General features: G+C 31.3%; 19 protein-coding genes. 7 read left to right on the forward strand and 12 right to left on the reverse strand.

Features of this window, described 5'->3' with window-relative positions; genetic code table 11:
- Positions 1-31 precede the first annotated feature (31 nt).
- Positions 32-466 (forward strand): ribose 5-phosphate isomerase B, encoded by a 435-nt coding sequence (gene rpiB / locus V6251_RS08275; protein WP_341587835.1) that lies wholly within the window; start codon positions 32-34, stop codon positions 464-466.
- A gap of 73 nt (positions 467-539) precedes the next feature.
- Complete coding sequence (locus V6251_RS08280; protein ID WP_341587836.1) at positions 540-983, forward strand: GNAT family N-acetyltransferase; 444 nt, start codon at positions 540-542, stop codon at positions 981-983.
- On the opposite strand, the gene V6251_RS08285 is transcribed toward V6251_RS08280, so the two are convergent.
- The 10 genes from V6251_RS08285 to V6251_RS08330 all read right to left on the reverse strand — a co-directional run bounded on the left by V6251_RS08285 (position 984) and on the right by V6251_RS08330 (position 12,934).
- Positions 984-1,850 carry an OmpA family protein gene (locus tag V6251_RS08285; protein ID WP_341587837.1) on the reverse strand — a complete coding sequence of 289 codons (867 nt, stop codon included), beginning with the start codon at positions 1,848-1,850 and terminating at the stop codon, positions 984-986.
- 59 nt (positions 1,851-1,909) lie between these two features.
- Complete coding sequence (locus V6251_RS08290) at positions 1,910-3,544, reverse strand: S41 family peptidase (protein ID WP_341587838.1); 1,635 nt, start codon at positions 3,542-3,544, stop codon at positions 1,910-1,912.
- Between the two features lie 49 nt (positions 3,545-3,593).
- On the reverse strand, positions 3,594-3,959 hold the full coding sequence (gene rnpA, locus V6251_RS08295; protein ID WP_341587839.1) for a ribonuclease P protein component: 366 nt from the start codon (positions 3,957-3,959) through the stop codon (positions 3,594-3,596).
- A gap of 2 nt (positions 3,960-3,961) precedes the next feature.
- A complete protein-coding gene (locus tag V6251_RS08300; protein WP_341587840.1) occupies positions 3,962-4,777 on the reverse strand; it encodes a S24 family peptidase in 816 nt (271 codons plus the stop codon).
- A 77-nt stretch (positions 4,778-4,854) separates the two neighbouring features.
- On the reverse strand, positions 4,855-5,340 hold the full coding sequence (locus tag V6251_RS08305; protein WP_341587841.1) for a hypothetical protein: 486 nt from the start codon (positions 5,338-5,340) through the stop codon (positions 4,855-4,857).
- Between the two features lie 101 nt (positions 5,341-5,441).
- Positions 5,442-7,268 (reverse strand): M1 family metallopeptidase, encoded by a 1,827-nt coding sequence (locus tag V6251_RS08310; protein ID WP_341587842.1) that lies wholly within the window; start codon positions 7,266-7,268, stop codon positions 5,442-5,444.
- Positions 7,269-7,332: 64 nt separating this feature from the next.
- Complete coding sequence (locus V6251_RS08315) at positions 7,333-8,949, reverse strand: S8 family peptidase (RefSeq protein WP_341587843.1); 1,617 nt, start codon at positions 8,947-8,949, stop codon at positions 7,333-7,335.
- Positions 8,950-8,968: 19 nt separating this feature from the next.
- Positions 8,969-9,829, reverse strand: a complete 861-nt coding sequence (locus V6251_RS08320) for an MBL fold metallo-hydrolase (protein WP_341587844.1) — start codon at positions 9,827-9,829, stop codon at positions 8,969-8,971.
- A 73-nt stretch (positions 9,830-9,902) separates the two neighbouring features.
- Positions 9,903-12,089 (reverse strand): SulP family inorganic anion transporter, encoded by a 2,187-nt coding sequence (locus tag V6251_RS08325; protein WP_341587845.1) that lies wholly within the window; start codon positions 12,087-12,089, stop codon positions 9,903-9,905.
- Entirely contained in the window at positions 12,086-12,934 is an 849-nt protein-coding gene (locus V6251_RS08330; RefSeq protein ID WP_341587846.1) for a universal stress protein, read from the reverse strand. The genes V6251_RS08325 and V6251_RS08330 overlap by 4 nt, the downstream gene beginning before the upstream one ends.
- A gap of 170 nt (positions 12,935-13,104) precedes the next feature.
- On the opposite strand from V6251_RS08330, the gene V6251_RS08335 reads away from it, so the two are divergent.
- Positions 13,105-14,949, forward strand: coding sequence for a cation:proton antiporter (locus V6251_RS08335; RefSeq protein WP_145005066.1), 1,845 nt, complete (start codon positions 13,105-13,107; stop codon positions 14,947-14,949).
- A 70-nt stretch (positions 14,950-15,019) separates the two neighbouring features.
- On the opposite strand, the gene lepA is transcribed toward V6251_RS08335, so the two are convergent.
- On the reverse strand, positions 15,020-16,816 hold the full coding sequence (lepA, locus tag V6251_RS08340; protein WP_145005069.1) for a translation elongation factor 4: 1,797 nt from the start codon (positions 16,814-16,816) through the stop codon (positions 15,020-15,022).
- 157 nt (positions 16,817-16,973) lie between these two features.
- Between lepA and V6251_RS08345 the strand changes: the two genes are divergently transcribed.
- The 4 genes from V6251_RS08345 to V6251_RS08360 all read left to right on the forward strand — a co-directional run bounded on the left by V6251_RS08345 (position 16,974) and on the right by V6251_RS08360 (position 22,295).
- A complete protein-coding gene (locus V6251_RS08345; protein ID WP_341587847.1) occupies positions 16,974-19,376 on the forward strand; it encodes an outer membrane beta-barrel family protein in 2,403 nt (800 codons plus the stop codon).
- Positions 19,377-19,459: 83 nt separating this feature from the next.
- Positions 19,460-20,857: an AAA family ATPase gene (locus V6251_RS08350; RefSeq protein ID WP_341587848.1), complete on the forward strand. Its 1,398-nt coding sequence runs from the start codon at positions 19,460-19,462 to the stop codon at positions 20,855-20,857.
- Positions 20,858-20,866: 9 nt separating this feature from the next.
- Complete coding sequence (locus tag V6251_RS08355; protein WP_341587849.1) at positions 20,867-21,499, forward strand: hypothetical protein; 633 nt, start codon at positions 20,867-20,869, stop codon at positions 21,497-21,499.
- Positions 21,500-21,683: 184 nt separating this feature from the next.
- On the forward strand, positions 21,684-22,295 hold the full coding sequence (locus V6251_RS08360) for a hypothetical protein (RefSeq protein WP_341587850.1): 612 nt from the start codon (positions 21,684-21,686) through the stop codon (positions 22,293-22,295).
- Positions 22,296-22,340: 45 nt separating this feature from the next.
- Here the strand turns inward: V6251_RS08360 and V6251_RS08365 are convergent.
- On the reverse strand, positions 22,341-22,613 hold a 273-nt coding region (locus tag V6251_RS08365; protein WP_341587851.1), incomplete at its 5' end, for a transposase.

Raw genomic sequence — 22,613 nt, forward strand, 5'->3', positions numbered from 1 at the left:
AAATCTAATAAACAATAACACAACTACTACTATGAAAATATCAATTGGTAACGATCATGCAGGCACAGACTATAAGTTTGCTATCGTTAAACATTTAGAAGCAAAAGGTTATACTGTTAATAACTATGGTACTGACCAAACAGACAGCGTAGATTATCCAGATTTTGTACATCCTGTTGCAAATGATGTTGCAAATAATACTGTAGATTTTGGAATTTTAATTTGCGGTAGCGCAAATGGTGTGGCAATGACTGCTAACAAACACCAAAAAGTTAGAGCTGGTATTTGCTGGACTAAAGAGATTACAGAATTAACAAGACAACATAATGATGCTAATATTATTTGTATTCCTGCACGTTATACAGCTGTACAACAAGCTATAGCTATGGTAGACACATTTTTAGAAACTAAGTTTGAAGGTGGTCGTCATCAAAACCGTGTCGATAAAATACCAGTTAATTGTTAATAACCCTATATTAGACTACAACCTTAATAAGCTTGTAGTCTAATTTATAACTTTACTTTAATTATTTACTATTATGTTAGACATACAAACTAAAACTTTTGACCAATTAACAACACAAGAGTTGTATGATATTTTACAATTACGAAGTGAAGTTTTTGTGGTTGAACAAGATTGTGTGTATCAGGATATTGATGGTAAAGATCAAAAAGCACTACACATTATAGGTTTTAAAAACAAAAAAGTGGTGGCTTACACACGTGTTTTTAAACCAGGTGATTATTTTGAATTTTCTAGTATAGGTAGAGTAGTTGTTGCTAATAATGAGCGTCAACACAAATATGGTGTTGCTATAATGAAAGCCTCAATAGAAGCTATTGCAGCATATTACAACGAAACTAAAATTAAGATTTCTGCACAGTGTTATTTAAAACGTTTTTACAACGGTTTAGAATTTTTTGAAATAGGTGAGGAGTACCTAGAAGATGGTATACCACACGTAGCGATGATTAAAGATTAATTAATCTTCTTTACCTACATAAGTTACTAAAATTTCCACACGTCTGTCTAGTTCTGGAGCACCACCAAGTGGAAATTTACGACGCATTCCTACGTATTTCATTCGTTTTTTATCAACGCCTTTTCTAGCTAAATAATCATAAATATATTTAGCTCTGGCTACAGATAAATTGCGTTTTTTGGTTTTTTTATCTACCGCATCACGACTCATTTGTGTGCAACATACATGACCTTGTATTGTAAAATAGATGTTTTTTTTAGCGACTAAAATTTTAGCCAAATCCTCTAAAGTCTTTTTAGACTCTGAGGTTACATAACTATAACTGGTTTTAAAATAAATTTTATCAAGTGTTATTTTATCTCCTTTTTTTATTGTGCCTTTAGCTATGTCATCTGTAGTTTTTTTACTGTCTTCTGTATCATTTTCAGTGACTTCTTCAGGTTTAATAATGGTCTTTTTTTCGGGAAGTTTTGGCGTAACAATAATTTCTACCTTACGGTTTAATCCTCTTATTTGGTGGACTTCTTCTTCGTTTAAAACTTTTAGTAGTATTTCACCTTTTCCGTTTACATTGGTAATTAAATTTTCGTCAATTCCGTAACCGGAAAACAACTCTTTAATTGTATTTGCTCTGTTTTGTGATAACTCTAAATTATAGTCATTAGAGCCTCTATCATCGGTAAAACCATAGATAGATATTTTTTGAATTGCTATAGTGTCTAGGTTAGAAATAAATAGTAAAATACGGTTTTCTTCAGTTAAAGGAACGTCGTATTCGTCTGTATTAAAATACACATCATGTGTTAATTCGCTTTGCGAAAAACCTAATGTTGTACTTAATAGTAATATTAAAAATAAATGCTTCATGATTTTAAACTAGCATTAAATATACCAAAAATTTAATATGTTAAAATGTGTAGGCTTAATTAGTTTAAATATCTATTGTATTTAGAGGTGTTTGATAAAATATCTGTTGCAGTTTTAATCTCTTCATTATGAGTTTTATAGTACTCATATAATCCTTCTCTGTAGACGTAACGTTTAACGATTTCGTCTGTTAATAAGTTAATTAATTGTTTTTTATTGTTCTCAACTGCTTTAGCTTTAGAATTGTCTAGATTAGTTATTAAGGTTTTATAATCCTTGCTAATATCGTCATCTAAATTTTCAGATTTTGAAACTTCCATTGCTTTTTTAAGTGCTTTTTCAGTTTCAGTTTCAAACTCAAAACCTGATGTATTTAGGTAGTTTTTAAAGGTATTAAAGTCGGTATCTGTTAATTTAAATTTAGAAATATCTTCTATCTTATTGTTATAGTAATAGGTTGTTGCAAAATCAAATATGCTTTGACTATTTAAAATAGCGTCTGTTATTGCTGTATTTTTAGTCACCTCTAACGCTTCGTCAGGAAAGACACCACCACCATCAAACACTTTACGACCATTTTTAGTTTTAAAGACATTGTAATTTTCTTGTTTAACTCTTACAGCGTTACCGTTGTCATCTCTGTTCCAATAATCTAAAGCCTGTATACATCTTCCAGAAGGTGTGTAATATCTTGATATTGTTACTTTTAATTGTGTACCATAAGTTAGTTTTTTAGGACGTTGTACTAGTCCTTTACCAAAACTTCTAGAACCAACTATAACTGCACGATCAATGTCTTGTAGTGTCCCAGAAACAATCTCTGATGCAGATGCACTGCGACCATCAATTAATACTACAATTGGGATGTTTGTGTCTATAGGTTCTTTTGATGTGTAATAGGTTTTATTGTATTTTTTTACTTTAGATTTTGTGGTAACTACTAATTGTCCCTTTGGTACAAATAGGTTAACTACATTAACCGCTTCGTTTAATAAGCCACCAGGATTACCTCTTAAATCTAAGATTATTTGTGTCGCACCTTGTGCTTTTAAATCTTTTAAAGCATAACCAGTTTGTAAAGAGGCTTTTTCGTTAAATTTTTGAAGCACAATATAACCTGTTTTAGCGTCTATCATGGAAAAGTGAGGAACAGCATCAATTTCTATTTCAGATCGTGTAACAGTGGTTGTATTTGTTTTTCCTTGACGTTTATAGGTAATTTCTAATGTAGAGTTTGGTGTTCCTTTTAAAAGGTCTGAAGCATCACCATCAAAACCATCTAGTATTGTGCCATCTACTGCTGTAATTTCGTCACCAGCTTTTAATCCTGCTTTGTCTGCTGGATAGTCTTTGTAGGGCTCAATAACCAATAATTTATCTTTTAGTGTCTTAATCCTTGCTCCAACTCCTGTATAATCTCCTGTACGACGTATACGCTCTGCTTCTACATCTTGCTCGTTATAAAATTTTGTATATGGATCCAAGTCGTTAAGCATATTTTTAATAGCATTATCCATTAATTCTGCAGGATTAGTTTCATCCACATAGTTCATATTCAACTCTTTAAAAAGGGTAGTGAATATTTCTATTTGTTTAGCTATTTCAAAAAAATCGCTTTTAAAAGCAGTACCTGTAAATAAAATGGTAACAGCCAATATTGGAATTATAAGACGTTTTTTTAATATGTTTTTCATGATATTTTTTTTGAACTAAATGCAATAAGAATTTTGAAAATAAAAGTCCTTATGGTTTAGAAATTTGGTCATTAAATTTAGATAATAACGTTTTCATTTTTTGATTAATTACCTCAAAATCTGGCATTTCTTTACTAAGATATAAAATCATAAGCGTGAAATGGTCATTATTATTGTCTATTAATAGATTTTTATTTAATCTGTAGCCTTCCCTAAGTAAGCGTTTAACACGAATCCTATCTACAGCTTTTTTAAAATTACGTTTACTTGCAGATACACCAACTTTTAAAGTAGTATCATTTTTTAAATATACCATACGTAATGGATAAGCAGACACTGATTGACCTTGTTCAAACAATTTTTCGATTGCTTTTTGGCTTTTAAGTTTTTCGTGTTTATTATAAGTAAGATGCATTATTAGTTATTTTTTAAGTCTTTTTTTAATACTGAATCTTGTAATTGTACTAATTTAGTTTCAAGTTCATGCAACCTATCGTAGACATCAACAGGTTGAGCTATTTGTTTAGATGCAAACATTTTTACGTGCCAAATTTCCATAATATCTTCAATGTTTATTGAAAAATCAGGATAATTTCCGTCCTTGTTATCACTTTTTAAAATCAGTTTTTTATCCGTTGTAGAGGTGTCAATAATACGCTTTAAAACAATACCATCATTTTTGCTAATTACAACATAAATTTGATCGTTTTTAATATCCTCTAATTGTTCTACATATTTAGCAAATACTAAATCGCCATCAAAAAATGTACTAACCATAGAGTGACCTTGGACCTCAAAACACCTAAACGTACCATGGGCAAGATTAGGCATATAAAAAGAAGGTAAGGTTTGAATATACTGGGTGTCAGCATAGCCATTTAAGTAGCCTGCTCTTGCTTTTATAGGTACATAAATTACATTTTCGTTATTATCACTTGTTACCGAAATTACCTGAGGCACACTAGAAAATGATGGACTACTGGGTAAATCTTGATTGAGCATAACTTTACTTTTTCCAAATAGATAATTTGGATTGATATCAAACACATTAATAATAGCGTTTAATACATCATAACCAGGCTTAGTTTTTTTACGTGTACCATCCTTTTGTAAACGTCCATTTATAATACTGTCAATAGTTGTACCAGTCACACCTATACGTTTTGAAAACGCATAATTATTAAGATTAAAATGGTTAATTATTGTGGTGATTTTTTGATCAATCTGCTGCATGGTTCAAGAAGTAATCCTGTTTAAAATCTAATTAAAGGCTAATATACAAATTATTAAAAGTTTAACATTTGTACTATTTAAAACAAGTATAAGATACGCTCTTGATTATCTGGTAATCCAATGATATTATTACAATAATCATTTTGGTAAATTAGGTCTCCTTTTTTAATATAACCTTCTGCTTTTGGCATGCAAGCATCCCAAGCATTTGATGGTTTACAGTCTTTTAAATTTAGTTTAATTATGGTATGATCTTCCACTGTAATAACTGCATAGGTATGTTTTTTAGCTAGGTTTAAACTAGTATTAAGATTGTCATTAGTTATATATATTACTTCTTTTGCTTGTGTACTTGCAGATTTTTTGAATGCTTCTATAGGATTAGTTGCAATATCTTTTTCTAAATTTTTTACATTTTCTAAAAAAGCTTGCGTAGTGTTAGGTTTCGTGTTTTTTTTATTAATCTTAGTGGTCTTGTAGCTGTTAGGTATGGTAGTATCGTTTGAATTTTTTTTACAATTAAAGATTAAGACACATAAGGTAAGCAGTATAATTTTTTTCATAATAATGTATTGCTCTAAGTTTATCAAATATATCGTTTAAAAAAGCAAAAAAGCTACAACTTAAGTTGTAGCTTTTTTAAAATAAATTAATCTAAATCTATCTACTGTTTTACAGTATTATTAGTTTTATCTATATCTGCCATTAACTGATTTGGGTCTATAGTTATAGATTTAATCATGCTTTTTGGCTTACTAATACTAAAGCTATAGGTTGGATATGCCCAAGCCCAATCGTTTATAATTTTAGTTGTTGATACGACTGGTTTTTCACCACGCATCATTTGTAACGGGATGTAATATTGCTCTGTTGTACCATCAGTATATTCTACCTCAATATCTAAAGGCATTGGCATTAATCCTATACGCTCTAAATTAACGGTTGTAATGCTATTATTTTCTTCTAGAGATGTAATAGCATAGTCAATCGTATTTGTAGTCTGTGTCCAGTCCATTAGATACCAATCTAGCTCTAGACCAGAAATCTTTTCAGCAGATCTAATAATATCAAGTGGTCTAGGGTGTTTAAAAGAAAAATCATCAAAATATTTTTTAAGCGTTTTCTTTAGGTTATCCTCTCCAATAATATATCCTAATTGAGATAAAAATACAGATCCTTTATTATAAGCAGTAATACCGTAAGCCATATTAGTTTCATAACGATCTGCATGAGTTGACTGTGGTTTTTCTTTACCTGATTTTACTAAATAGTAATACCCATTATATGCTCCAGCAGCTGGATTTTTTAGGTTAGTATTGTTAATAGCATCCATTGCATAATCACTTATGTAACTTGTAAAACCTTCGTCCATCCATTCATGTTTAGCTTCATTGGAAGCTAATAAAAATTGAAACCAAGTATGTGCCATTTCGTGTGCAGTAACACCAACTAAACTACCAAAACTACGTTTTCCTGTAATTAAAGTACACATAGCGTACTCCATTCCACCATCTCCACCTTGTATAACAGAGTATTGATCGTATGGATATTTTCCAACGTTTTCAGATAGATATTGCATTAATTGTACTGTTTTAGGCTGTAAATCTTTCCAAAACTGTAAATTTTCTGCTGGTAAATCGTTTTTGTAATAAAAGTGCAGCATAGGACCATTAGGAACTTGCATAGTATCGTGGATGTAATCTGGATCTGCAGCCCAAGTAAAGTCATGTACTTTAGGTGCTTTAAAACGTAACGTTTTTTTGTTTCCTTTTACTTCAGCTTCGCCTTGTTGGTAACCTGTACCACCAACAACGTAATTTTTATCAATAGTTAAATTTACTTCAAAATCTCCCCAAACACCATGAAACTCACGTCCAATGTATGGGTCAGCATGCCATCCTTCAAAATCATATTCTGCTAATTTAGGATACCATTGCGTCATTGATAAAGCAACACCTTCTGCATTATCACGACCAGAACGTCTAATTTGTTGTGGTACTTGTGCATCAAAATCCATTGTAAAAGTTACACTTTCTCCTGGCTGAATAGGTTTTGCTAAGTCAACTTCTAGAACTGTACCAACAGTCTCATGGCTTAATGTTTTACCATCTTGCTTTAAGCTTTTTACTTTAATGTAACCAATCTCGTTTGGAGCCAATTTACTAATACGATCTCCAACACGTCTATCTGGATCTTCAATGGTACGAGAACGTACATCCATCTCGCTACCTGGTTGGAAGGCATTAAAATATAAATGATAGTACACACGATTTAAAACATCTGGCGAGTTATTAGTATACACTAACGTTTGTTTACCATTGTATTGATACGTGTTTACATCCATATCAATATCCATTTTATAATCTACATGTTGTTGCCAATAGGTAGATTTAGAATCTGTTGCGTTACTAGATGAACTAGCAACTTGTTTGGTAGAATTACAAGACGATAAAATACCAAAAGCGGAAATTAAAAGAAATAATTTTTTCATTGTTTTAAATTGAAATAAAAAAGCCTCAACATAATAGGTTGAGGCTTTTTTGAATTATTAATTGTTATTTAGAAATTTGTGAAGCCATAACCAAAGCGTTATATGCATTTACAATTTTAGCCGATTGACTTAGCTGAGAAAATGGTTGAATGTTTTTAGCATCTCCACCAACAATTACTTTTGATGGTACAGCTAAACCAGAATCCATGATAATTTGTTTTACTTGTGCACCTGTTAGTTTTGGATATTGTGACCAAACTAAAGCAGCAACACCTGCAACAGCAGGAGCAGCCATACTTGTACCACCTTTAGTATCATATTCGTTTTCTGGAGTTGTAGAATATACTTGAGCTCCTGGAGCAAAAACATCTACATTTTTCTTACCGTAGTTAGAAAAACCAGCAACTAATTTTGTACCATAACTTGGTGCTAATGCACCAACACGAATGTAAGTGTTTGATAACTCTACATAATCAATATTGTCATCAGGGAAGTTTGCTTCAACATCTACATCTTTACTATCGTTACCAGCAGCATGTACAAAAATTACACCTTTATCACTTGCATATTTGATAGCATCTCTTACCCATTCTGGGTGCATAGAAAAGCTTTTACCAAAACTACCGTTAATTACTTTAGCGCCATTGTCTACAGCATATCTAATTGCTTTTGCAATATCTTTATCGTACTCGTCACCATTTGGTACTGCACGAAGGGACATAATTTTTACATTATTAGCAACACCATTTGCTCCTAAACCATTGTTACGCTCTGCAGCAATAATACCTGCAACGTGTGTACCATGACTTTCAGATTTTTTTACTGGCATAACGTTTCCGTTTCCGTAACCTGGCTTATCGTTAAAATCGTTTGGATTATCTCCTGTTTTACGACCGTTAAAGTCTTTGTTTAAGTTAGCATTTAATTGGTCTGTAAAATACTCTACACCACCTTTAATTTGCTTTTCAGCTTCTGGAATAGATGTCATCCCGTTAGCATACATAAATTTAGCTGTAGCTACTGCTGTTGCTAATTCAGATCCTTCTTCTGCAGTGATTGCGTTAACTTCTGCAGGTGTATAATCTTCTTTTTTAAAGTGTGCAGTTAATACTTTATTTGCGCTGCTTACTTGACCATATATTTGGTCGTAACGTTGCTTACCACTTAAGGCTTGTTGGTAGTCTTTTTCTAGTTTTTCTGCTGCTTCAGCATATCTTGGGATACTTGTGTCTCCAGTTGCAACAATACGCGTCATTTCTAACTGCTCGTCATAACCATCTCCTAAAAAGTTCCATCCATGAACATCATCGATGTAACCATTATTGTCATCATCTTTTCCGTTTCCTGCAATTTCTTTAGGGTTAGTCCAGATAACACCATCTAAATCTTCGTGTGTAATATCTATTCCAGAATCAATAACAGCAACAATTATTTGCTGTCCTTTTTTACCTTTAATAATTTCGGCGTAAGCCTTATCAACACTCATACCAGGAATTGTATCTTTTACTAAATCTAAGTGTCCCCAATTGTGTGCTTCTGCGTCTGTTAAAGCAGACTCTTTCATTGGTGTGTTATCAATATTTTCTATAGGTGTAGATAATATTGGAGCACTTCCACCGCAACTAGATAAAACTATCGCAGCAAAAGCCGAAAATAAAATTGGTTTATAGGTAATCTTCATTATAAATTGTTTTGAATTGTTAATTAAAAATATCGTTACAAGTAAAGGTGTCTTTTAATCGCACGCCCTTTTCTGTGTGTTGCACAGTCATTATTTCGTTGTGTGCATCGTGTTCCAAAAATAAGTAATAATTGTTATCTGCTGCTAGATTCAGGAATTTTTCTTTTTCGTCTAACGTCAACAATGGTCTTGTATCATAACCCATTACAAAGGGTAAAGGTAAATGTCCAACGGTTGGTAATAAGTCTGCCATAAAACAAATGGTTTTACCTTTGTAATTAATCATTGGTATCATTTGTTTGTCTGTATGTCCATTGGCATAAAATATATCGAAACCTAAAGCTGAATTTTTTAAAATATCATCCTGCGGAAGGTCTGTAAATTTTAGTCGTCCACTTTGTTCCATTGGCAATATGTTTTCTTTTAAAAACGAAGCAACTTCACGTCTGTTAGGTTCTGTTGCCCATTTCCAATGGTCTTTATTGCTCCAAAAGTGAGCATTTTTAAAGGCAGATTCTAATTTTGTACGGTCTTTATTATAATTAAAAGCACCTCCAGAATGGTCAAAATGTAAGTGCGTTAAAAACACATCTGTAATATCGTCTGTAGAGAAACCTACTGCTTTTAAAGATTTTTCAATAGTATCATCTCCATATAAGTTGTAATGACCATAAAACTTTTCGCTTTGTTTGGTTCCCATTCCTGTGTCAATTAGTGTCAAACGGTTTCCGTCTTCAATTAATAAACAACGTGCAGCGATATCTATTAAATTATTAGCATCTGCTGGATTGGTTCTGGTCCATAATGATTTTGGGACAACACCAAACATGGCACCTCCATCTAGTTTAAAATGACCAGCTTGTATTGGGTGTAATTTCATTATAAAGTATTAGTATTAAAACTACCTGCAAATTACTAAATAAGTGTTAAACACTTAAAATATTAAGGTTTTATTAAGAAATAACCGCTTTTAGACGTTTACCAAAATCGTAAAGTGCTTTAATTTCTTTTATACTAGCTAATCGTTCGCGTCCAAAGACCAACAAATCTTGACCATTAGACTCGATATGGTAGTAGGGATTACTTTCAAAAAAGTGTGTGATTTCATCTGTAAAAAACTGTTGTATAGCTTGCGTATCTTCACCTAATAAATAAAAGCGATTGGAAAAATCTGTGTGGTTTTTAATAGGAATATCTTTAAAACCTGCAAAAGCATAGACTTTTTCTAAAAACCCTTCTCTGTCTAGAGTAAACTCTGGAATTTGTTTGTTTAGTTTAATATGAAGCATTGTACTACGCACGACTTCTTTAGCAATAAATTCTCCTTCAGAAAACTCGATATCAAATAATTTTAAACCATTGTTTTTATTAATGGTTTGGTTATAGATGTAGTTGATTTGTTTTACCCTGAAAAATAAGAAATTGTTTAAAAAGCCCGTTTGTTTTTCTTTTTTAGCATTGTAGTCTAAGTTATAATCGTTTGCTAACTCCTCCATGGTGGTTTGTCGACGCGTCAAGCTATTTTTAATAACATTTGGTACAGGAAGTAAGCGACGCAATGCAAATGGATGTTCTGAGTCTGTATCGTGTAAATCTAAGCCTAAAACTTCAAAATTTCCACCACGTTTTGCAAATAGCTCTTGATAGTTATTAAGGTTTTCCATAACGGTATGGTCCACAAATTGGCATAGCGAAAAATCAATAATAACGTCTTCGTTTTCTGGTACTGCGTTTAATTTAGCTTTTAATTTATAGAAATTTAAAAAGCTACAAAAATGCTTAACACTAATATAATAATGACCATCTTCTTGAAACATTAAAACGTTTGGTTTAAGCCAATTTCTGGCAAAAAGTGATATACTTTTATTTAAGACAATATGTATAATAAACGTGATTAATACACCTGATAAAATACCTGAAATTAAACCAATTTTTAATGTAACAATTAGGGTAACAAAAAAGATGATTAATTGTTCTTTTCCAATTCTAAAAATTTTTTTAATATTTTCTGGAGACGCTAGTTTATATCCTGTGTAAACTAAAATTGCCATTAAAGCTGGTAATGGTATACGTGCTAATTGCGTACTAAATAAGACAATAAAAATAACTAAAAAGAAAGCATGAAAAAAGTTGGAAGACCTATTACTACCTCCATTGTTAACGTTAACTGAGCTTCTTGCAATTACAGTTACGACATTAAGACCACCTAAAAATCCACTTCCTATAGTTGCTAATCCTAAGGCTTTAAGATCTCTGTTTACATTACTTCTTCTTTTTTCTGGATCTAATTTATCTACAGCTTTGATGCTTAATAAGGACTCTATACTAGCAATTAATGTTAAAGCTAATACACTAGTCCAAAACGGAAATGTCCCGATTTTACTAAAATCCACAGTTGGTATTTGCGATATAATTTCTGAAAATTTTGGTATGCCAGAAATCATGTAATTTATTGCAATTGGGTTGGCTTTATGCGCAACCAACTCAAAGTAATAACTAAATCCAATAGAAAGTATAACAATCCACATTGGAGCAGGTATAAGTTGTAAGTATTTGTTTCTTAGTTTAGAATAAAATATCATAATTAAAAAACTAATAACTCCAGCTAATGCAGCATAAATTAACCCTGTATTATCGTAATGTATAGCATCGTTTATAGTAAATGGGATTTCGAATAAATAATCAACCGTATCTTCCCTTTTAATCCTATGCGCTAACATAATATGAAACTGTTTTCCTAGTATAATAAGACCAATAGCAGCTAGCATACCTTGAATAGCAGAGGATGGAAAAAAATCTGCTAATTTGCCTAATCTTAAAAAGCCTAAAAGTAATAGTAAGGCTCCAGAGCAAATAATGGCAGCATAAGCACTTTCTATACCCAAGGTTAAAATAGTACCTAAAAGCACACCAACTAATCCGTTACCTGGACCAGAGATAGTAACGTGACTACCACCTAAAATAGAGACTAAAATTCCACCAATTACAGCAGCAATTACGCCAGAAATTGGAGGTGCATCACTAGCCATAGCCAAGCCTAAACCTAAAGGTAAAGCAATAAGACTTACCACAAAACCAGAAAATATATTTTTAGGTAATGCTTTAAAAAAGACGGTTGTATTATTTTGTTTTGGACTCATTGAATAATTAAAACATCGGTTGGTAGCTCAGTTAAAATATGTTCAATATCATGCGGAAATAAACGATCCCAAAACGTCATTTTTGTTGGCGCATTCATGACTAACAAATCTGCTCGAGATATTTGGGCATAATGACCAATGGAATACCCTTGGGTTCCAAAAATAGGTTGAGATTTTATGGCAATAGTATTAGTATGTTCTTGTGGTAAATCTTCAATTATATGATTAATTCTTGAGGTTTCACGATTACTAATACGTTCTCTGACAATATTAGCATGTCTTAAAGATTTATCATCATCTACATTAACTGCAATTTCATTGGGCTTGATTTCTTCTACTATTGTTATTTTTTCGGCTTTAAGTTTTGATGCAACATAAAAGGCAGTCGCTATGGTTTGTTCGGTTTTTGGATCTTCTAATCCATTAACAACTATGTGTCTACAGACAATTCTGTCAATAGATGGATTAATTAATAATAGTAGACTACACTTGGCTTGTCTAGTTATTTTCCTAGCAATAGAACCAACATAGTATTTTAATAAATTTTCACGTTTAGCAGCTCCAATAATTAAAAGGTCTATATCTTTTTTATTTGTAGTGTCTAATATAGCAGCAACTGGGTTTCCTGATTTAAAGACGACTTCATACTTTAAATTATCTTTTTTAAAGCTACTTAATATACTATATATGGTTTTTGACTTATCATCAGATTGTGCTCCAATATGAACCATAATAAGTTTAGCATCAAAAAATAAAGCGAGTCTAGCAGCTTCAAAAATATTAGCTTTAAGGTTGGGCGAAAACGCGATACCAATTCCTATGGTTTTAAAGGGCTTTATTGTCAATTAGGTTAGTAGTTTTTTGATGAAAAATTGTAAGATACCATTTTTTTAAGTTTAAAAAAATTGAGTTAGATAGTGGTCTAGGCTTAAAAATTTAACTTTTTACTCTAAATTTGGGTTAAATTATAGAAGTAGAATTTTAGAATTAGTATTTTCACCAAAACGATAATTGAATGATAGAATTAGGAGGAATCATTATTTTAGGAATACTTGCACAATGGGTTGCTTGGAAATTAAAAATACCAGCAATTTTACCTTTAATATTAATTGGTTTGTTGGTTGGTCCAATTGCAGCCGAGTTTTTAAGTGAAGATGGAACTAAATGGATAGAACCAATATGGAATGGTGACGAAGGTTTATTTCCTGGCGAAAGTTTGTTTTATTTTGTATCCTTAGCCATTAGTATTATTCTTTTTGAAGGAGGTTTAACCTTAAAAATGAGCGAAATTAAAAATGTTGGACCTGTAATTACCAAGTTAATATCTGTAGGGTCTTTGGTTACCTTTTTTGGTGCTGGTATTGCAGCACATTACGTTTTTGGGTTAACATGGGAGATTTCATATTTATTTTCAGGATTAATTATTGTTACAGGACCAACAGTAATTACACCTATTTTAAGAAACATTCCGCTTAAAAAAGACATCTCTGCAGTTTTAAAATGGGAAGGGATTTTAATTGATCCAATCGGAGCATTAGTAGCAGTATTAGTATTTGAATTTATTAGTGTTGATGCAGGTGGAGAGTTTACTAAAACCGCATTAATAGAGTTTGGTAAAATTGTGTTATTTGGAGCTACCTTTGGATTTACTTTTGCACATGCTTTAAATTTTATTATTAATAAAAAGTGGGTACCTCATTATTTATTAAATGTCTTTGCATTAGCAGCTGTTTTAGGTGTTTTTGTATTGTCTGATGTCTTTGCGCACGAGTCTGGATTACTTGCGGTAGTGGTCATGGGAATGGTGTTAGGTAACTCAAACTCTCCATACCTAAAAGACTTATTATATTTTAAAGAATCTTTAAGCGTATTATTAATTTCAATATTATTTATTTTACTAGCAGCTAATATTAATTACAGCGAGCTATTACTAATTTATAATTGGAATACAGTAGCGCTTTTTGCTATAATAATATTAGTTATTAGACCAATTGGTGTCTTTTTAAGTACGTATGGATCTAAGCTTAAATTAAACGAAAAACTGTTTATTAGTTGGGTTGGACCACGTGGTATTGTAGCTGCAGGTATCGCTTCGCTTTTTGGTTTAAAATTAGCTAGTAAAGGTGTTGAAGGAGCCGAGTATATTACACCTTTAGTATTTGTAATTGTTTTAGGTACTGTACTTTTAAATGCAACAACAGCTAGACTTTTTGCTAAGTTAGTTGGTGTGTTTTTAACGCAATCTAACGGAATACTAATAGTAGGTGCATCAAAAGTATCTAGGTTAATTGGGCACTATTTAGAGTCACATGGTAGACATGTGGTCCTAATTGATAGTAATCAAAATAACATTAATAAAGCTAAAGAGCTTGGTTTGGAAGCTATAAATACCAATATCTATTCTGAAACATTAACTGATAATATCGAGCTTAATGATGTTGGATATTTAATGGCTTTAACAGGAAACAACGAAATTAATAAATATGCTATCAATAAATTTTCAAAGCAATTTGGAGAAAATGGTGCGTTTAGATTAGTGTCTACAGAAGAGATGTTAGATGAAAATAATAATCCACATGAAGGTTTATTTTCTCATACAGATGACTTTAACACACTTTCAGATGTGACTAGAAAATTTCCAAGTATTCAAGAAATTGAAATTATAGATAAAGCACATCTAATGGATTTAATTAAAACCACAAATGAAGACCGTGAAATAGTCCCATTATTTATAAAGGATGACGAAGGAGAGTTACACATAATATCGTCTTACAACACTAATTTTGAAGACGTAAGTGAAGGTTATTATCTAGTCTATTTAGGAAAACCTTTAGATGTAGAAAAAGTAGACACAGTCTAACTAAAAGTATAAGGCATAAAAAAACCTTCATTTTAATAATGAAGGTTTTTTTTTATATCTAATAGTTAACTTAATCGTTAAGCTTTAAAACAGCCATAAATGCTTGTTGAGGTATTTCTACATTACCTACTTGACGCATACGTTTTTTACCTTTTTTCTGTTTCTCTAAAAGTTTACGCTTACGCGAAATATCACCACCATAACATTTTGCGGTAACATCCTTACGTAAAGCCTTAACGGTTTCTCTAGCTATGATTTTTGCTCCAATTGCAGCTTGAATAGGAATATCAAATTGTTGACGCGGAATTAATTCCTTTAACTTCTCACACATCTTTTTACCTATGTTATGTGCGTTATCTGCGTGTATTAAAGCAGACAAGGCATCTACAGGCTGTGCGTTTAATAATACGTCTAATCGTACTAATTTAGACACCTTCATACCTATTGGATGGTAGTCAAAAGACGCGTAACCTTTAGACACTGTTTTTAATCGGTCATAAAAGTCAAATACAATTTCAGCAAGAGGCATTTCAAAAGTTAATTCTACACGTTCTGGTGTTAAATAGGTTTGATTAATAATCATCCCTCGTTTTTCAATACATAAGCTCATTACATTACCAACAAAGTCTGATTTTGTAATTATCGTTGCTTTAATATAAGGTTCTTCAACACGATTTACTGTTGAAGGATCTGGTAAATCCGAAGGGTTATTAACTATAAATGCATCTTCAGGATTTTTATTTGTGTAGGCATGGTAGGATACGTTAGGTACAGTAGTAATAACCGTCATGTCAAACTCACGCTCTAAACGCTCTTGGATAATTTCCATGTGTAACATTCCTAAAAATCCACAACGGAAACCAAAACCTAAAGCTGCAGAGCTTTCTGCCTGAAACACTAAGGATGCATCATTAAGTTGTAGCTTTTCCATACTGTTTCTCAGCTCTTCATAATCCTCTGTATCTACTGGATAAATACCAGCAAAAACCATTGGTTTTACGTCCTCAAAACCTTCGACAATATTAGTTGTTGGATTAGCAAAGTCCGTAATAGTATCTCCTACTTTTACTTCTTTGGCAGTTTTAATACCTGTAATTAGGTAACCTACATCTCCTGTTTTAACACTTTGTTTTGCAACCTGAGTTAGTTTTAAAGTACCAACTTCGTCTGCATTATACTCTTTATCTGTAGCGACAAATTTAATTTTTTGTCCTTTTTTAATTTCACCATTAAAGACTCTAAAATAAGTTTCAATACCTCTAAAAGTATTGTAAACTGAGTCAAATATTAAGGCTTGTAAAGGCGCATCAGGATCACCTTTTGGTGCAGGAATACGCTCAATAATTGCTTTTAAAATGTTTTCTACTCCAAAACCTGTTTTACCACTTGCATGAATAACATCTTCTGGTTTGCAACCTAATAAATCTACAATATCATCTGTAACTTCTTCTGGATTTGCACTTGGTAAATCTACTTTATTTAAAACAGGAATAATCTCTAAATCATTCTCTAATGCTAAATATAGGTTAGAAATAGTTTGTGCTTGTATGCTTTGGGCAGCATCTACAATTAGTAAAGCACCTTCACAAGCTGCAATTGATCTTGATACTTCATAAGAAAAATCTACGTGACCAGGTGTGTCAATTAAGTTTAAAACAAATTTTTCGCCTTCATAAATGTAGTCCATTTGGATGGCATGCGACTTAATGGTAATACCACGTTCGCGTTCTAAATCCATACTATCTAATAATTGGGCTTGTTGTTCTCTTGCTGTTACAGAGCCAGTAGCGTCTAGTAACCTATCGGCAAGTGTACTTTTTCCGTGATCAATATGTGCAATTATGCAAAAATTTCTGATGTTCTTCATAGTCAAATCTCTTTATAAATAAAGATATTGCAAATATATAGTAATTATTGGGCTTTTTTTCTTTTTTCTTAGGAATACAAATTCATATAAATTTGCGGTTTTTCCCACACTTTAATGTTAATTACAATTATTATATTGCAGGCTTAACTTATTATAAATGAATCGCTTTAATTTTATTATCGTTTTTTGTTTATCTATGACTACTTATGCTCAGGATTTAACCATTTCTGGGAATGTTGTAGATGATGCAAATCAACCCATTTTATTTGCTAACGCAATCATGTATTCTTCTGATCAATCGCAAGTTATATCAGGATCAAGTACTAATGAAGATGGTCAATTTAATATTGACAAATTAACCTCTGGAGAGTATGTTTTAAAAATCTCGTTTTTAGGTTTTGAAACCGAAACTAAAAATATAACATTGGCTAATGATGTTAATTTAGGTACCATAATATTAAAAACACTACCAGAAACTTTAGGCGAAGTAACCGTTAATGCAAAAAAACCAACGTTTACAAAACAAGCGGATCGCATGATATTTAACGTTGCAAACACTGCTTTAGTGGAAGGTACAATGCTTGATGTTTTAAAAAGTACACCAGGTGTTTTAGTTTTAGAGGATAATATTTTGGTTAAAAATAGTAGCCCAACAATTTATATAAATGATAAAAAAGTAAACTTATCAGCGTCAGAGTTAGCTATGTTGTTAAATGCGTCTTCAGCAAATGCTATCCAAAAAATAGAAGTTATTACCAGTCCATCTGCTAAATACGATGCCTCTAGTGGTGTTGTCTTAAAAATTGTGATGAGTAAAAACCTAATTATGGGTTACAGAGGAAGCCTTACAACGCATTACACACAAGGTGTATATCCTAGATATGATGGCGGAATAAATCAGTTTTATAAAACGGATAAAATAAACGTTAATCTTAATTACAGCTACAATCATAATAAGATAAATAGACATAATTTAGACGAAATTAATTACCAAGAAAACAATACTGCAACAGAATTTTGGAGAACAGATTTGGACCGAAACACAACGTCTAAAACACACAATGCAAATCTAAATTTTGATTATTATATTAACGATAATAATACCCTTAGCTTGTCTTCAAACGTATTGTATTTACCATATTTTGATTATCAAACAAACGGAAGCACTTTTGTAAACGACTTACAAGGGTTAAATGACTACAATTTTAATTCTTATAACTCATCTAAAGATGATAAGTACAATATTGGTACAGATTTAGACTATAAGCTTAATTTAAAAAATGGAGCTAAATTTTTAGCAAATGCACATTATACGACCTATGATTTTAATAGAAGTCAACATGTTAATTCTGACTATTTTTTCCAGAATAACGCTTCAAACTTTAGTACTGCTTTTAATACCAGAAATAATCAATCTACAGATATTTTTTCTTTAAAATTAGATTACGAACTACCAATCAATGATAGTTCTAACCTATCCTTTGGTGTTAAATCCTCTAACATAAATACAGACAGCGACATTGTACAGTTTGACATAGACCAAGCCACAGGTAACCAAGTATTAAATACAGCTAATACAAATGCGTTTAGTTATGACGAGTCTGTTTATGCAGGATATTTAAATTACGATAAAAGTTGGGATAAATGGAGTATGTCTGCAGGTTTAAGATTAGAACATACTAATCTAGAGGGATTTTCTCCTGCAACTAATTTAAGTCAAACACAAGACTACTTGGAGTTGTTTCCAACACTAAATGTAACTTGGCAAGCGTTTGAAAAAGCTAACCTTTATGTGTCGTATAAAAGATATATACAACGCCCTAATTATACAAGTTTAAATCCGTTTAACTTCTTTTTAAACGATAACATTATAGTTTCAGGTAATCCTAACTTACAACCATCGTTTACAACATACTCTACCATTGGGACGTCTATTAACAACACCTTTACTATAGAGGCGTTTTACAAAACAGTATCCAATCAAATTAACGAATTACCTATACAAGATAACGCCAATAATTTTTTGATTTATTCGCCGACCAATATTCAAAATGTTAGAGAATATGGACTTGATTTTATGGCAGATTTATATATCTCAAACAAGTATTCAGTCTTCTTTTTGACTAGTCTATTTAATCACGATTTTGATATCGATTTTAATAATCAAACGTCTAATTTTAATCAGTGGTCAAACTACTCCGAAATTAATGCTGGGTTTAATATGCTAAAAGATAACAGCCTATCTGTTAACCTTTCCGTAGCTTATTATAGTCAATTTTTACAAGGTACTTTATTAGGAGAGTCAATAACATATTCTAATTTAAGTTTAAGTAAAAAGGCCTTAAAAAACAAAGCAGTAATTAGTTTAATGTTTGCCGATTTATTTAACCAGCAAGACCTTGGGGCAAGATCTAAATTTGCTAACCAAAACAATTACAGTTATCATAACATAGATAACCGTTACGTTAAATTAGGCTTTAGTTACAAGTTTGGAAACACTACGTTACAAACAAACGAGCGTACTAAATCGCTAAGAGAGCGTGAACGCCTAGAGAAGTAGTATAATAGCTATTTTTTATTGTATTAATGGTTTATAGGCATTTTATTTAATTGTTGTACCACATTTTGAAAACCAATTGAGAAATGATAAAGAAGATTGAAATAAGAAATTTTAGAAGTATCCTTAAATCTTCTGTTGATTTACAAAAATTAACAGTCATAGTTGGAGCAAATGCTACAGGAAAAAGTAACCTTATTAAAGCAGTAGATTTCATTTCTGACCTTGCCGAATATGGCCTTCAAGAAACGGTCTATAAGAGAGGTGGTTTTGGAGAAATTTTACCTAAGCAACACAATACAATTTATGACCAAGAAATCTTTATTAAATTAAATTTCGAGTTGGAACCGCCCAAAAATTGGCTAAAACATAATTTATTACCACTTTCAGCAGAATATGAAATTGGGTTTATTAGAACTAAAAGAAATCCTTTAAAAATCACAAGAGAATCACTGACAGCTAATTCAATATTGTTATTGAGTCATTATTTAGATAAAGAATTAGATAATGAAGATAAAGTTGATGAAAAACTCACTATTGATAGCGAAACGCTAGCTAAATATTATGATAGTAAAGTTGTTTTTACAAGAGATAAGAAAAATAATATTCAGTATGATGTTAATTTCAAACTAACAAAAAGTAATAATTCTCTTTTTATGGGTTGGCTTGGTTTTAGAAGCTTTTTTCAAAGAAATGATAAAGCGTTCACCAGCACTGAAATCAAAAAAATAATAAAATCATTATTAAATAATTTAAAATCAGACGAAAAGAAATCTGAACTACCAATTCTATCTTCAGATAGAGGAATTATAAATTTTAATTCCCATTTAAGAAAAATATTAAACGAAATAACCTCTTATGGTAGATATGACTTATTAATTAATGAGTTAAGACAAGAACAATCTATTTCTTCCGAGGATAAAGTTTCAGTGACTGGTAATAATATGCCTTCAGTTGTAAAAAGATTTGCAAAGGATAATAAATTAGGTTGGAAAAGAGTAATAACAACTATGTCAAATATTTCACCGTATTTCTCAAATGTATATTCAGAAAGTCTAAGAGCAGGAAAAGAATATTTATTATTTAAGGAAGTTTTTGGTGGTAGAAATATTGAAGCTTGGGAATCATCAGATGGAACATTAAGAGCTTTAGCAATTCTTATTTCTCTTGAAGCTCATAAAAGTGGTTCAACTATATTAATTGAAGAACCAGAACACGGACTTCACCCTTGGGCAGTTAAGGAACTAATTTCACATATCAGAGAAGTTGTACAATTAAATAATTTACAAGTTATACTTACAACACATTCTCAACAGGTTCTAGAAAATATTGAAAAGTCTGAACTACTCATAACTGAAAGAGACGAAACAGGAACACATTATTCAAATATCGATTCAATTATTCCTAATGCAGAAATTTCAATGGGAGAAATTGGAGAATTATGGACAAGAGGCCTTTTAAAAGGTGTACCAACAACCTTTTAAACAAAGTATATGAGAGTTCCATTAGCACTAATAGTAGAAGGTCATTGTGAATATGATACTTATCCAGCAATAATTAGCAAAATTTTAGGTCCTTCCTATTATCCAATTTCTAATGCAAAAGGAATTGGAAATATCACTAAAAACACAGGGGAAGAATTACTAAGATTAATCAAGTTATGTAAACCTCACAAAATAATTATAACATTAGACTATAGAGAAGCAATTAGAGAAGGTTTAGTTCAAAATTGTATTGAATTAAAAGAATTGGTAATTGAAAACTGTAACCAATTTATAGAAAGTCAAGCAAATGGAACATTAACTCTACCTGATGAAATTGTAGTTATAGTAGCAGATAAGACTTATGAAAGCTGGCTCTGTGCAGATTATGAATCACTTAAAACTTGCGAGATTGTTGATGAAACTTTAATTACCGAAGAGTACCAAAATGTTGATTTAGATATTCCAAACCCAAATAAATGGTTGAATAGCAAATTAAAAGAAAATGTTGATTTAAAATCTAAAGCCAACAGAAAATTAATTTCGAATAAATTACGTCCTGAAATTGCTCAACAGAATAGTCGTTCATTCAGGAAGTTCTATGAAGAAATAAACAAGTTAAACGTGGTACAACAATGTATATAAAAAATAGCGCAAGTCTTTACTAACAGGAAGGTTTGGGCATTTTTGGAAAGTTGCCAAATTTTTAAATTTGACGATTTACAATAAAAATATAAATAGTAAAATTTAAAAATTCAGCTTGTGTTAATCCAAAAAGTAACCGCTTATATTCAGCGCTACTTTTCATATACGAGACGTTGTACATAATATGAGAAAAACGCTAATATTGATATTTGGAGTTACAATTTTACAGTTGAATTTCTCTTGTAAAACTCAATATTCTACGACTGAATTAAAAAACAACTTTTCAACTGACCAAATCTCTGACTTGAATAAAATAACGGATTTTTTTAAAAACCAAATCTGTGAAAATAAAAACTCTGATTTCAAAACGTGTTTTAATAAAATATTGCCAGAATTATTAGAAAATGGTTTGTTTTCACTTTTAGAAAGAATTGATTATCAAAATCAAAAGGAACTTTATGATTCGATTTCCGAATCTACATTTAATGAAATTTGGGGTTTCGGAAAAGAAACTTATCGAGATACTGGATTAGAATTAAAAAGTCTTTCCTCAAAATATAATGGCAAGTACCAAAAGTTTTTAACTGAACTTGGAAGAACTAATAATGAATTAAAAGAATATGCAGATAGAGTAATTGGTGCTGGAGATTTTGAATCAATGGGTTGGTTACAAAATAGAATTTACTTAAACCCATCTAAATTTGATTTAGATAATCAGAATATTCAGTTATTAATAGCTATTCATTTCCTAACCATAAATGACCAGAGAAATAGAACTGACAAATGGGAAAAATAAAAAATACTATGCACAACAAAGAACTGAGTTAAAAAACAAGCCATTTTAAGCTAATCTTGAAACAAAATTTTCATCATAAGGTTTCCCACTTTTAGCAATAGCAAAAGCCTGTTTTAATAACTTATTACCTACTGCTATTAATGCCAGCTTCTTACTTTTTCCTTTAGCGACTAATCGTTCATAAATCTCTTTACAAGCCTTATTGTGCTTACACGCTGAAAAAGAACATAAAAACAATAGATTCCTTAGTTTCTTGTTGCCTACTTTACTTATTCTACTTCGACCTCTTACACTACTCCCTGATTTTCGTATAGTGGG

Origin of the sequence: Olleya sp. Ti.3.14 (assembly GCF_038154885.1) — a bacterium.
GTDB lineage: Bacteria > Bacteroidota > Bacteroidia > Flavobacteriales > Flavobacteriaceae > Olleya.